The 13,343-nt window shown below is 60.1% G+C and carries 11 protein-coding genes; 2 read left to right on the top strand and 9 right to left on the bottom strand.

The features are described from left to right. Positions 1–253 precede the first annotated feature (253 nt). Both FY152_11440 and FY152_11445 read right to left on the bottom strand, forming a co-directional pair. Positions 254–640, bottom strand: a complete 387-nt coding sequence (locus FY152_11440; GenBank protein UXS32675.1) for a DUF4345 domain-containing protein — start codon at positions 638–640, stop codon at positions 254–256. A gap of 80 nt (positions 641–720) precedes the next feature. After that, complete coding sequence (locus tag FY152_11445; protein ID UXS32676.1) at positions 721–2,937, bottom strand: primosomal protein N'; 2,217 nt, start codon at positions 2,935–2,937, stop codon at positions 721–723. A gap of 121 nt (positions 2,938–3,058) precedes the next feature. On the opposite strand from FY152_11445, the gene FY152_11450 reads away from it, so the two are divergent. Next, the gene (locus FY152_11450; GenBank protein ID UXS32677.1) at positions 3,059–4,006 is read left to right on the top strand and encodes a tyrosine recombinase XerC; all 948 of its coding nucleotides are present in this window, start codon (positions 3,059–3,061) and stop codon (positions 4,004–4,006) included. Positions 4,007–4,086: 80 nt separating this feature from the next. Next, on the top strand, positions 4,087–5,181 hold the full coding sequence (locus FY152_11455; GenBank protein UXS32678.1) for a polysaccharide biosynthesis protein GumN: 1,095 nt from the start codon (positions 4,087–4,089) through the stop codon (positions 5,179–5,181). A gap of 9 nt (positions 5,182–5,190) precedes the next feature. On the opposite strand, the gene FY152_11460 is transcribed toward FY152_11455, so the two are convergent. The 7 genes from FY152_11460 to FY152_11490 form a co-directional block, all read right to left on the bottom strand. Beyond that, complete coding sequence (locus FY152_11460; protein ID UXS33271.1) at positions 5,191–5,652, bottom strand: DUF2867 domain-containing protein; 462 nt, start codon at positions 5,650–5,652, stop codon at positions 5,191–5,193. Between the two features lie 112 nt (positions 5,653–5,764). Continuing rightward, the gene (locus FY152_11465) at positions 5,765–6,265 is read right to left on the bottom strand and encodes a cytochrome b (protein UXS32679.1); all 501 of its coding nucleotides are present in this window, start codon (positions 6,263–6,265) and stop codon (positions 5,765–5,767) included. A 127-nt stretch (positions 6,266–6,392) separates the two neighbouring features. Further along, on the bottom strand, positions 6,393–7,799 hold the full coding sequence (locus FY152_11470; protein ID UXS32680.1) for a dihydrolipoyl dehydrogenase: 1,407 nt from the start codon (positions 7,797–7,799) through the stop codon (positions 6,393–6,395). Positions 7,800–7,863: 64 nt separating this feature from the next. Continuing rightward, positions 7,864–8,508 carry a LysE family translocator gene (locus tag FY152_11475; GenBank protein UXS32681.1) on the bottom strand — a complete coding sequence of 215 codons (645 nt, stop codon included), beginning with the start codon at positions 8,506–8,508 and terminating at the stop codon, positions 7,864–7,866. 13 nt (positions 8,509–8,521) lie between these two features. After that, positions 8,522–8,935 carry a hypothetical protein gene (locus FY152_11480; GenBank protein UXS32682.1) on the bottom strand — a complete coding sequence of 138 codons (414 nt, stop codon included), beginning with the start codon at positions 8,933–8,935 and terminating at the stop codon, positions 8,522–8,524. 69 nt (positions 8,936–9,004) lie between these two features. Continuing rightward, complete coding sequence (gene odhB / locus FY152_11485) at positions 9,005–10,243, bottom strand: 2-oxoglutarate dehydrogenase complex dihydrolipoyllysine-residue succinyltransferase (protein ID UXS32683.1); 1,239 nt, start codon at positions 10,241–10,243, stop codon at positions 9,005–9,007. 53 nt (positions 10,244–10,296) lie between these two features. Then, on the bottom strand, positions 10,297–13,293 hold the full coding sequence (locus FY152_11490) for a 2-oxoglutarate dehydrogenase E1 component (GenBank protein ID UXS32684.1): 2,997 nt from the start codon (positions 13,291–13,293) through the stop codon (positions 10,297–10,299). Between the last annotated feature and the right edge of the window lie 50 nt (positions 13,294–13,343).

Below are 13,343 nucleotides of genomic sequence, written 5' to 3' on the forward strand. Positions count from 1 at the left end.
TGCTAATCGTCCAAGATTGTCAACGGTGGCGATCCACCGCATCAAATTCTTGAAATCGTTTCAATTTCCCCGAAAAAGACCGGAATTCCCCCCTGCCTTTTCCCAATTTCGCGGTCCGTCTAGCATAGGACGCCGGGACTCGCAACACGCGTAATAGCGGAAAGCGCCGTTTGGGCAAGGGGGAATGCGTTTAAATTTTCCGATTTCGCTCAGGATGCGGGTCTGGTGCGGCACAAAAGCCAAAAAGCCCGGCTTAGATCAGTCCGAAGACGTAGCTCAACGACAATGCGGCCAGGACAAAATGCACAACCATGAGTAAGCAATTCCGCATGGTTGCGCCTCCATCTGACAGAATGGAGAGGATGCCGCCGAACACGCTGAGAGAAAAGGCCGCACCGAAAGCAAGATAGACCATGGGCTGCGCCAGAAGCAGCGCGGCCGCGCCGAGACCGAGATAGAACCCGGCAAGCGACGAGCGCACCAGCGCATAACCATCCCTGCTCTCGCCAGCCGGCTGCAGGCCGAAGGCGCGAAGGGTAATGCCGGGTGCAAACATGAAAAACAGACCGATCGCGGCCGATATCACCGCGGCTCCAAAGGCCAGCTGTTCGCCGAATTCGGCCGGAAAATAAAACTCCATCTCGTTCCCCAAATCGTTCTTTTCGCCTGCTGCGTTATGACACGGCCATGACAGCCGGAAAACGCCTTCATTGACAATGTTCAGAGGAAACTTTGCGGATCGATATCCAGCTGAACATGGACGCTGCCCCGCTCCTTCGGGCCATTGGCGAGAAGCGTCCGGAGAAAGGACTGCATGTCGGAATTGCGCCGCCCGTGCACCAGCAACCGGAAACGATGACGGCCGCGAATGAGTGCGAGCGGCGCTTCCGCCGGGCCGAGCAGCATGATGCCCGTTACCTGCGGCGCCGCCGCCCTCAAGCCGCGCGCATGGGTTTCGGCCTCCCCGCGCGTATCGGCGGAGACAATAACCGAGGCAAGACGCCCGAATGGCGGCAGGACGGCTTTTTCCCGCTCCACGATCTCCCTTTCGTAAAAGGCCGAGGCATCACCTGAAACGATCGCCTGCATCACGGGATGCTGCGGCTGGTAGGTCTGCAACAGGCCATGGCTCTTCAACCCCGTACGCCCTGCGCGCCCCGTAACCTGCGACAATAGCTGAAACGTTCGCTCCGCCGCACGCGGATCGCCATTGGCAAGGCCGAGATCGGCATCGACGATGCCCACCAGCGTCATCAGCGGAAAATTATGTCCCTTGGCGACAAGCTGCGTGCCGATCACGATATCGGCCTCGCCCTTGACGATCGCCTCCAGCTCCAGCCGCAGGCGCTTGACGCCCATGAGATCGGAGGAAAGCACGATGGTGCGGGCCTCGGGGAAATGTTTTTCCACTTCCTCGGCGATGCGCTCCACACCCGGCCCGCAGGCCACCAGATGATCGAAGGTGCCGCATTCCGGGCAATGGTCGGGCGTCGGCTCGCTGTGGCCGCACTGGTGGCATTGCAATTGATTGCGGAAGCGGTGCTCCACCAGCCAGCTGGAACATTGCGGGCACTGGAAACGATGGCCGCAGACCCGGCAGAGCGTCAGCGGCGCATAACCGCGGCGATTGAGGAAGAGCAGCGCCTGCTCGCCTTTCTCGATCGTCTTGCCGATGCCGCGCAGCAGGACGGGTGACAGAAACCCTCCCCTTTCCGGCGGATGACGGCGCATATCGACAAGGTGCAGATCGGGCATAGCCGCATCGCCGAACCGCGTGTGCAGATGAATGGTGTTATAACGCCCCGAACTGCCGTTGACCTGGCTTTCGACCGATGGCGTGGCCGACACCAGCACGACAGGGAATTCCGCGATCCGTGCTCTGACCACCGCCATGTCGCGGGCATTATAATAGACGCGGTCCTCCTGCTTGTAGGCCGGGTCGTGCTCTTCATCGACGATGATCAGACCGAGATTGTCGAAAGGCAGAAAAAGTGCCGAGCGTGCGCCGGCCACCACCTTCACCTCACCCGTCACCGCCTGCCGCCAGACCTTTTCACGCATGCGCGGCGACAGGTCCGAATGCCATTCCGCCGGCTTCGCACCGAAACGGTCCTGAAAACGTTCAAGGAAGGCCGCCGTCAGCGCAATTTCGGGCAAAAGGATGAGGACCTGCTTGCCTTGCCTCAGCGTCTCCGCCACAGCCTCGAAATAGACCTCGGTCTTGCCCGAGCCGGTCACGCCATCGATCAGCGAGACATGAAACCCGCCCTTGCGTACATCTTCAAGTATCTCCGAAGCGGCCTGTTTCTGCGGGCCTTCCAGACGCGGCTCGACATAGTCAGGATCGGGCTCGGCCACGACAGGCGGCGCCGGCAGAAACACCGTCTCGAATACGCCCTGCTTGACAAGGCCATCGATGACGCTGGTTGAAACGCCGGCGGCATGGGCAAGCCCGCTCTTCGTCCAGCCATGCCCCTCTGCCGCCAGTTCCATCACCCGCTCGCGGGCGGGGGTCAGGCGCTCCGGCCTGCCTTCGGTCAACCGAAGGCCCTCGATCATCGGTTCTGGATCGAAGGCGGCGGGCGCGCGAAGCGCCATGCGCGCCACGAGACCGGGGGGAGACAGCGTGTAGGCGGCGACCCAGTCAACGAAACGGCGCATCTCCGCCTTCAGCGGCGGGCACTTGAAACTCTTGGTAATGGGCCGCAGTTTCTTCGGGTCGACGCTCTTCTCTCCGGCATCGTCCCACACCACACCGAAGACCTGCCGCGGGCCGAGCGGCACCTGAACGACGGAGCCCGTCTCCACCACCATATCTTCAGGCACGGCGTAGCTATAGGGTCCCGGCGCCGGCATGGGCACGAGAACGGGCACCGTGCGCGTGGGCGACGGCGGGTCGAACAGAGCCCCAAACAGATCGGACGAATCTTTTGCCATGATGTGGCGACCATGCCCCGGCGACAGGAAAAAGGAAACCGCCCGGATGTAGTGGGCGCGCCTTGCAAAGTCCACCTCTTAACCAAATGCTGACCATAAGGGCATAGCTTCGAGTTATGGAATGGAGCGCCGTGTGACCGAAATCCTGACATTTGCCCAAGCCGATCTTTTGAACGAACGCCAGTCCTGGCTTGCCGCCCTCGCCGGCGAACGCCGGCTTTCTGACAACACCGTCGAGGCCTATGAACGCGACACCCGCCAGTTCCTGAGGTTTCTCACGGGTTACATCGGTAAGCCCGCAGCCATCACCGACATAGCTGATTTGCGCCCGGTCGATCTTCGCGCCTTTCTGGCCAGCCGCCGCAAGGAAGGCGCCGGTGCGCGGTCACTGGGCAGACACCTGGCAGGCCTGCGGTCGCTTCTTCACCACCTGCAGAAAAAAGGCCTCGTAAATGCCGCCGGTGCTACCGCCATGCGCGCGCCGAAACAGCCGAAATCACTGCCGAAACCGCTCACCGACCGGCAGGCGCTGAAGATCACCACCACCGAGGCACAGTTGAACGAAGAGCCCTGGATCGCCGCCCGCAACGCCGCTGTCCTTTCACTTCTATACGGCTGTGGCCTTCGCATTTCCGAAGCCCTTGGGCTGATCCCGGCCGATTTTCCACCCGGCGGCCGCAGCCTTCGCATCACTGGCAAAGGCAACAAGACCCGTATCGTTCCCCTGCTGGCGGTGGTGACGGAAGCGGTTGAGGCCTATAAAAAGCTTTGCCCCTATCATCTGGCAGCGGACGAGCCGCTATTCCTCGGTGCGCGCGGCGGCAAGTTGCAGCCCGCCATCATACAGCGCGAGATGCAGAAATTGCGCGGCGCTTTCGGCCTGCCGGAAAATGCGACGCCACATGCCCTGCGCCATTCCTTCGCCACCCATCTTCTGGCCGGCGGCGGCGATCTGCGTACCATTCAGGAACTGCTCGGCCATGCCAGCCTTTCCACCACCCAGGTCTATACCGGTGTCGACACCGCAAGACTGCTGGAAATCTACGACAATGCCCATCCGCGCGCATGAGATGAGAAATGGTTAACCATAACCATTAACCAGACATCCAAGCCACCGTTCTATAAGCAAGCAAGAACCGGATGGTACCTATGCAAAGCCTTATAAAGCCACAAAATCTCACCGCCACCCTGATGGGCAAGACCGGCGACGCCATGCTCTGGTTGCTCGCAGCCATTCATGTCACAGCCGTTGCCATCCTGCTCGCGACGTTGCTGTCGCTGGGTGAGGCGCAGGCCGCCGAACAGGAGATAAGCTGCACCGGCAACGACATCCTCGTGGAAATGCGCAAAAGCGATCCGCAGGGCTTTGCGAAGATCGAACAGGAAGCAGCCGCAATCCCGAACGGCAAGGGCAATTTCTGGCGCATCGAAAAAGCCGGAACGGAACCCTCCTTTCTCCTCGGCACCATGCACGTCACGGATCCGCGCGTTCTCGGCATGCCGACTGCTGCCGCACCCGCTTTTGAGACCTCCGCGACGGTCATCGTGGAATCGGACGAAATCGTTGATGACAAGAAGATCGCCGCATCGCTGTTGACCCGGCCCGAGCTCACCATGTTTCTGGACGGCAAATCGATCACCGACATCCTGTCGCCCGAAAATGTCGCCCGTCTTGAAAAGGGCCTTAAGGAACGTGGCATTCCGTTGAATGCCGTTTCGCGCATGAAGCCCTGGATGTTGTCGAGCTTCGTGGCCCTGCCCGCCTGCGAATTCGCCCGCAAGGCCACCGGCCTGTCCTTTCTCGACAAGAAGCTGGCCGAAGATGCGCTCGCAGATGGAAAACGTCTCGTCGGGCTGGAGACCATGGTCGAACAGCTGACGGCCATGTCCGAACTGCCAATGGAATTTCATCTGCAGGCGCTGATTGAAACGCTCGAACTGGGCGACCGCATGGATGACATCATGACGACCATGACGGATCTCTACGTCAGCGGCGATATCGGCATGACGATGCCGATGCTGAAAAGCCTCGACACCAAAAAGCCGGCAGAGAGCGACCAGGGTTACGCCGCCTTCGAGCAACGCATCATCACCGACCGCAATCATGTCATGGCGGATCGGGCGGCCCCGGAGCTTGGCAAGGGAAATGTCTTCATGGCCGTCGGCGCCCTGCATCTGCCGGGCGAGGAAGGTGTTGTCGAACTCCTGCGCGCGCAGGGATTCACGCTGACCCGCGTCGACTAAAACCTGCATCTACTTACTGACGGGCTGGATATCCCTGCAGAGCGGTCGCATTGTCGCTGGCACGATGCGGCGGTGAAACGGCCCGACGGCAAGAAGATACAGTCTTCCGAACAGGTTCTTGCGTCTGACGATGGTCGTGACATTGACCAGCTGGTGCTTCCCTTTGTCTTCAAGGTCGATGATGATCCGGAAATCGAGATGACGGTCATCGAAGCCCAGCACCGTTCGCTTAGGCGTGGAGGACAGGACGGGAAACCCGCCCGCTGATGTGCCTGCCGCCAGCTCGACCGTTTTTAAACCGAAAAACGAAACGATACGGTTGCGAAGCACCATGAGACCGTTGATCCACGCCGGAGGATGATCGAGAAGAAGTCTGCTCACGTCGAGAGATGACGATTGCGGCCTTATCATCTCTCCCTGAAAGCAATCCCGCCAGTCAGCACCCGGCAATATGTCTTCGCAATCCCGCATCCTCGATCCCCGGCCGCCTGATGCGGCAAGGCTCACCATCCGCCTTTTCCGGCGGTCAGAAAACGCGACAAAGCGCCGCCTCTCGCCGAATGAGCGGCAGAACCTGAAGCGGCTAGCCGTGCGTCATGCGCTTCAGGACATTGGTGCGCCAGTAGAACTGATGAACTAGAACGGCTGCGACATGGCCGACGATCAACACCCACATCAGCACCTTGAACGGGCCGGAATGCAGCTGCCCGGCCGCCTGAGCGCCGAAATAATAGGCCGCGATGCCGGAGAGAGGCAGGGCAAAGAACAGCGCATAAAAGGTGAAATGCGCCACTTTGGCGGCGATCTGAAACGGCCGCGGCTCCAAGGCGGGATGCGGCGGCACACCCTGGAAGAAGCGTAGACAGAGGCGCAGAAGCGCAAGCAACAAAATGGCAAAACCAACATAGGCATGAATATTGGCCGAGGAGATTTGATCCGGTGTCAATGTTTCGCCCCGCCGCATCAGCCGGTAGGCATGGGCCATGGCATCGGGAAACAGCAGATTGAAGAAGATCAGAAGTGCCATTGCCCAGTGAATGACACGCTGCGGAACAGAGAAGGAAACTTGACTGGAATATGCCATTTTATTGCCTTTTATCAAAAGGTTAGATTGGCTATGGCATAAGTATGGAAAACCCCGGCCTGCATGGCAAGCCGGGGTTCAGCAGATGACTGAAATTTAATGTTGGAGTGTCTGGCTCCAAAGCCGATCACATATGGATCGGCTTGAAGAAGGTCGCGAGCGCTGCTTCCTTCACCGCTTCCGACATGGTCGGATGCGCATGGCAGGTGCGGCCGAGATCTTCCGAAGAACCGCCGAATTCCATCAGCACGGTGATCTCGTGGATCATCTCGCCAGCGCCGAAACCGACAATGTGACCGCCGAGAACCCGGTCGGTTTCCTTGTCGGCGAGGATTTTCACGAAACCATCCGTCACCTGCATGGCGCGGGCGCGGCCATTGGCGGTGAAGGGGAACTTGCCGACCTTGTAAGCGACGCCAGCGGCCTTCAGTTCTTCTTCGGTCTTGCCGACGGAAGCGATTTCGGGCTGCGTATAAACCACTGCCGGAATGACGTCGTAGTTCACATGGCCGCGCTGGCCAGCGAGGATTTCCGCGAGAGCAACGCCCTCGTCTTCCGCCTTGTGCGCCAGCATCGGACCCTTCACCACGTCACCGATTGCATAGATGCCGTCGACATTGGTCTTGTAGTGACCGTCGATTTCGACACGGCCACGGCTGTCCAGCACGACGCCGGCTTCCGCAAGGCCGAGGCCTTCGGTGTAGGGCTTGCGGCCGGTGGAGATCAGCACGACGTTTGCTTCCAGCGTTTCGGCAGCGCCGCCCTTGACCGGTTCGAACACAACCTTTGCGCCGCCAGCGGTCTTTTCAACGGCCGTAACCTTCGCGCCGAGCTTGAAATCGAGACCCTGCTTGGCCAGCAGACGCTGCGCCTGCTTGGATACTTCGCCATCCATGCCGCCGAGAATATTGTCGAGATATTCGACGACGGTCACCTTCGCGCCGAGGCGCGACCAGACCGAACCGAGCTCCAGGCCGATGACGCCGCCGCCAACAACGATCAGCTTTTCCGGAACCTTGGAAAGAGCGATTGCACCAGTGGAGGAGACGATGACGTTTTCATCGATATCAACCTGAACGCCGGGAATGCCGGCGACATCCGAACCCGTGGCGATGACGATGTTCTTCGCCTCGATCTCCTGCGTCTCACCCTTGTCGTTGGTGACGGAAACCTTGCCGGCGGAAACCACCTTGCCCGTGCCCTGGAAGGCATCAATCTTGTTCTTCTTGAACAGGAAGGCGACGCCGTCGACATTGGCCTTTACCACGCCGTCCTTGTGGCCCATCATCTTTTCAAGGTTCAGCTTCGGAGCGGCAACTTCGATACCGAGCGTATCGACGCCATGGGCGACATGCGCGAAGGTTTCTGACGCATGCAGCAGCGCCTTGGAAGGGATGCAGCCGACATTGAGGCAGGTGCCGCCATAGGTCGCGCGCTTTTCAATGACAGCGACCTTCAGGCCGAGCTGTGCCGCCTTGACCGCGCAAACATAACCGCCGGGACCCGTACCGATTACAACTACATCATATGCCATGTTTCTGTTCCTGATTGATATCGGGCAGGATTTTGAACCGCCCTGCTTCCGTTTGACCTGAAACTCAGGCCGCTTTTTCCGTTGCTAGTTTTATACCGAGTGCGATGAAGACCACGCCGCTGGTGCGGTCGATCCATTGGCTGGCGCGCTGAAATGCGGCGCGCATGCGAGGCGTGGTCATGAACAGGCTGACCCCGACGAACCAGAGGATAAGGCAGCTTGCCATGACGAGGCCGTATCCGAATTTGATGGTGACGGGCGTATGCGCATGAACCACCGTCGAAAAGATCGACAGGAAGAAAAACACCGGCTTGGGATTGAGCGCATTGGCGGCAAAACCGAGCGTGAAGGCCTTGAGTGCGGTCTGCCTGCTTTTGACCGGCACGACACCATCCGCACCGACCTCCGGCAATTCGGTCTTGCCGGCGCGCAGCGCCTTGATGCCGATATAGATGAGATAGGCAACACCCAGCCATTTGACGATATTAAAGAGATAGATCGACTGGGAAATGATGAGACCAAGTCCGAGGATCGTATAGGTGACATGGAACATCAGCGATGTGCCCACGCCGAAGCTGGTGATGATGGCCTGTTTTCGCCCATGTACCATGGCCTGACGCATGACCATCGCCAGATCGGCGCCGGGCGAGACGATTGCGAAAGCGAAGATCGCCATCAGGGATGCAAGTTCGATCAAATACTGATGCATCGGAAACCAGCCTCTAGAACATCAACACGAAGAGCATCAGCAGCAGGCCGAGCATCGAGCCCAGCCAGACCAGCGAACGAATATAGGGCACACCGGCCAGATAAAGTGGAATATAGGCCACCCGGCAGATCAGCCAGATCCATGCGCCGGTGAGTGCCAGCCCGGACGGATCGCCGGCCATGATGACACCGAAGGCGAGCGCGATGAAAGCGGGATAGGTTTCCCGGAAATTTTCCGAGGCGCGTGCTGCTCGGCCGGTGAACCTGCCTTCAGGCTTCCTCTCCGCATCCCTTGGGCCGGCATTCCAGTCCATCCCAAATTCCCGCGTCGCCGTCATTGCCTGCAGCATGATATGCACCACAAACAGAAGGACGCTGAGACCGATCAGCGGTAGAAAGGGTGAAGCGGCAAGAAATGTCGGCTGCACGTTCGCTCTCCTGATGGAATTTCAGCGGGGCCTCAATTGAAACCCCGCCGAAACGAAAAGCAAGACCGATCAGAGATCGAGAACCAGGCGTTCCGGATCTTCGAGGCTTTCCTTGACGCGGACGAGGAAGGTCACGGCTTCCTTGCCGTCAACGATACGGTGATCGTAGGAGAGCGCCAGATACATCATCGGACGGATGACGACCTGACCGCCGATCGCAACCGGGCGCTCCTGGATCTTGTGCATGCCGAGGATGCCGGACTGCGGCGCGTTGAGGATCGGCGACGACATCAGCGAACCGTAGACACCGCCATTGGTGATGGTGAAGGTGCCGCCCTGCATGTCGGCCATGCCGAGCGAACCGTCACGGGCTGCCTTGGCGAGGCGACCCAGTTCCTTTTCGACGCCGGCGATGGAGAGCTGGTCAGCATCGCGGATAACCGGAACAACGAGACCCTTGTCGGTGCCGACAGCCATGCCGACGTGACAATAGTTCTTGTAGATGATGTCCGTGCCGTCGATTTCAGCGTTGACGGCCGGCAGTTCCTTCAGCGCGTGGGTCACGGCCTTGGTGAAGAAGCCCATGAAGCCGAGCTTGACGCCATGCTTCTTCTCGAACACATCCTTGTAGCGGTTACGCAGGTCCATGACGGCGCTCATGTCCACCTCGTTATAGGTGGTCAGCATGGCGGCGGTGTTCTGCGCATCCTTCAGGCGACGGGCGATCGTCTGGCGCAGGCGCGTCATCTTCACGCGCTCTTCACGAACCTGATCCTGCTCGGCGGACACCGGACGGGGAGCAGCAGCAACCGGAGCCGGAGCGGCGGCCGGTGCCGAAACGCCCTTGGCGACGGCAGCGAGAACGTCGCCCTTCAGAACCTGGCCACGCTTGCCCGAACCGTCGACCTGATCGGCAGACAGGTTGTTTTCAGCAAGCAGCTTGCCGGCGGCAGGTGCCGGCGGCATGGAGCCCGTTGCCGGAGCAGCGGTTGCCGCAGGGGCCGGGGCAGCTGCGGCGGCAGCAGGCTTTGCCGGTTCGGCAGCGGGTGCGGAAGTCGCAGCGCCGGCAGCACCTTCGGCGATCTGGCCGAGAAGCGCGTCGAGACCGACGGTTTCGCCATTCTGCGCGACGATTTCGGTCAACACGCCGGAGGCGGGCGCCGGGACTTCGACGGTAACCTTGTCGGTTTCCAGTTCAACGAGCGGTTCGTCGGCCTTGACGGTATCGCCGACCTTCTTGAACCAGGTGCCGACGGTCGCTTCGCTGACGGATTCGCCGAGGGTTGGTACGCGGATTTCAGTGGCCATGATCTAGTTCCGTTATTCAGGTGTCTTTTTTGCGGGGCGATGCGGGAGAGTTCTCACTCTCCCAGCGCGTCTTCCAGGAACGCAGCAAGCTGCGCCAGGTGCTTGGACATCAGGCCGGTCGCCGGAGAGGCGGCAGCCGGACGGCCCGTGTAACGGACCTTCTGGTACTTGGCGTCGATATGCGCCAGAACCCATTCAAGGTAAGGATCGATGAACGACCACGCACCCATGTTCTTCGGCTCTTCCTGGCACCAGACCATCTCCGCATTGCGGAAACGCGAAAGCTCGTTGATGAGCGCCTTGGCCGGGAACGGATAGAGCTGTTCGACGCGCAGCAGGTAGATGTCGTCGATACCGCGCTTTTCACGCTCCTCGAGCAGATCGTAATAGACCTTGCCCGTGCACATGACGACGCGACGGATCTTCGAATCCTTCTGCAGCTTGATCGGGCCGTCCTTGATGACTTCAGCATCGTCCCACAGGAGACGGTGGAAGGAGGACTCACCCGCAAGCTCCGCCAGCGACGAGGTGGCGCGCTTGTGACGCAGCAGCGACTTCGGCGTCATCAGGATCAGCGGCTTGCGGAAGTCACGCTTCATCTGACGGCGCAGGATGTGGAAGTAGTTGGCCGGCGTCGTGCAGTTGGCAACCTGCATGTTGTCTTCGGCGCACATCTGCAGCCAGCGCTCCAGACGGGCGGACGAGTGCTCCGGACCCTGACCTTCATAACCGTGCGGCAGAAGGCAGACGAGACCGGACATGCGCAGCCACTTGCGTTCACCCGAAGAGATGAACTGGTCGAACACCACCTGAGCGCCGTTGGCGAAGTCGCCGAACTGGGCTTCCCAGAGCGTCAGCGCATTCGGACGGGCCAGCGAGTAGCCATATTCGAAACCGAGAACCGCTTCTTCCGAAAGCATCGAGTTGATGACTTCGTAACGGGCCTGCGTTGGCGAAAGATTGGCGAGCGGGATGTAACGTTCTTCGGTTTCCTGATCGTAGAGGACCGAGTGGCGCTGCGAGAAGGTGCCGCGTTCGCAATCCTGACCGGAGAGACGGATCTTGTGGCCATCGGCAACAAGCGAACCGAAAGCAAGTGCTTCCGCCATCGCCCAGTCGATGCCCTCACCCGTCTCGATCATCTGCGAGCGGTTTTCCATGAAACGCTGGATCGTGCGGTGGGCGCTGAAGCCTTCCGGAATGGTCGACAGCTTCTTGCCGATTTCCTTCAGCTGCTTCATCGGCACGCCGGTCTTGCCGCGACGCTGCTCATCGGCATTGTCGGCGGCGCGCAGACCCGACCACTGGCCGTCCAGCCAGTCGGCCTTGTTCGGCTTGTAGGACTGGCCCGCTTCGAATTCCTGCTCCAGATGGGCGCGCCAGTCGGCCTTCATCTTCTCGAATTCGCCTTCGTTGATCAGGCCTTCGGCGATCAGACGGTCGGCATAGATGCGCGCGACGGTCTTGTGACCACGGATGACCTTGTACATCTTCGGCTGCGTGAACGCCGGCTCGTCGCCTTCATTATGGCCGAAGCGGCGGTAACAGAACATGTCGATGACGACAGGCTTGTGGAACTTCATGCGGTATTCGGTGGCAACCTTTGCCGCATAGGTAACCGCTTCCGGATCGTCGCCATTGACGTGGAAGATCGGCGCCTCGATCATCTTGGCAACGTCGGACGGATAGGGCGACGAGCGCGAGAAGGCCGGGTTCGTCGTGAAACCGATCTGGTTGTTGATGATGAAATGCATGGTGCCGGCAACGCGGTGACCGCGCAGGCCGGAAAGGCCGAGAATTTCAGCAACCACGCCCTGACCCGCAAAAGCGGCATCGCCGTGCAGCAGCAGCGGCAGCACCTTGGCGCGTTCGGACAGCGGGATGATGTCGCCGTCCCATGCCTTGGCAAGCTGGTCCTGCTTGGCGCGCGCCTTGCCCATGACGACGGGGTTGACAATTTCAAGGTGCGACGGGTTGGCCGTCAGCGACAGGTGAACCTTGTTGCCATCGAATTCGCGGTCGGAGGAAGCACCGAGATGGTACTTCACGTCGCCGGAACCTTCGACGTCGTCAGGCTTGAACGAACCGCCCTTGAATTCGTGGAACACGGCGCGGTGCGGCTTGCCCATGACGTTGGTGAGAACGTTCAGACGGCCGCGGTGGGCCATGCCGAGCACGACTTCTTCCAGGCCGTCCTGGCCGCCGCGCTTGATGATCTGTTCGAGCGCCGGGATCAGCGATTCACCGCCGTCGAGGCCGAAACGCTTGGTGCCCTTGAAACGCACGTCGAGGAACTGCTCGTAACCTTCGGCTTCGACCAGCTTGGAAAGAATGGCCTTCTTGCCTTCCGGCGTGAAAGCGACACCCTTGTCCGGGCCTTCGATGCGTTCCTGGATCCAGCCCTTTTCTTCCGGGTTGGACATATGCATGAATTCGACGCCGAGCGTCGAGCAATAGGTACGCTCGAGAATATCGACCATCTCGCGCACGGTCGCATATTCGAGACCGAGAACGTTATCGATGAAAATCTTGCGGTCGTAATCGCTTTCTTCGAAGCCGTAGGACTTCGGCGAAAGCTCGTTGTAATCCTCAACGGCGCTGGCAATGCCGAGCGGGTCGAGCTTGGCGTGCAGGTGGCCGCGCATGCGATAGGCGCGGATCATCATGATGGCGCGGACGCTGTCACGGGTCGCCTGAAGCACTTCAGCCGGGCTGACGGCCTTGCCGGTATCGGCGCTCTTCGCCTCGGCCTTCGCCTGAACCTTCTTTTCGATGGCCTTCTCGACCGTGGCCCAGTTGCCGTCGAGAGCGGATACCAGGTCGCCATTGGCCGGGATCGGCCAGTTGGCGCGCTTCCAGGAGGCGCCCTTGGCCGCCTTCTTCACGTCTTCCGGATTATCGGACAACGCCTTGAAGAAGCTCTGCCACTCCGGCGACACGGAAGAGGGATCCTCTTCGTACCGGGCATAGAGCTGCTCGATATAGGCTGCATTCGCGCCGTCCAGAAACGACGTGATCTGAAACTGCTCGTTCGCTTCTTGCCTTGCCATTGTGTTCTTGCGGACTTGTCCGTCCGCCTCCTCGATGCCGTTAGGGCTGC

It is taken from the genome of Agrobacterium tumefaciens (genome assembly GCA_025560025.1).
GTDB lineage: Bacteria > Pseudomonadota > Alphaproteobacteria > Rhizobiales > Rhizobiaceae > Agrobacterium.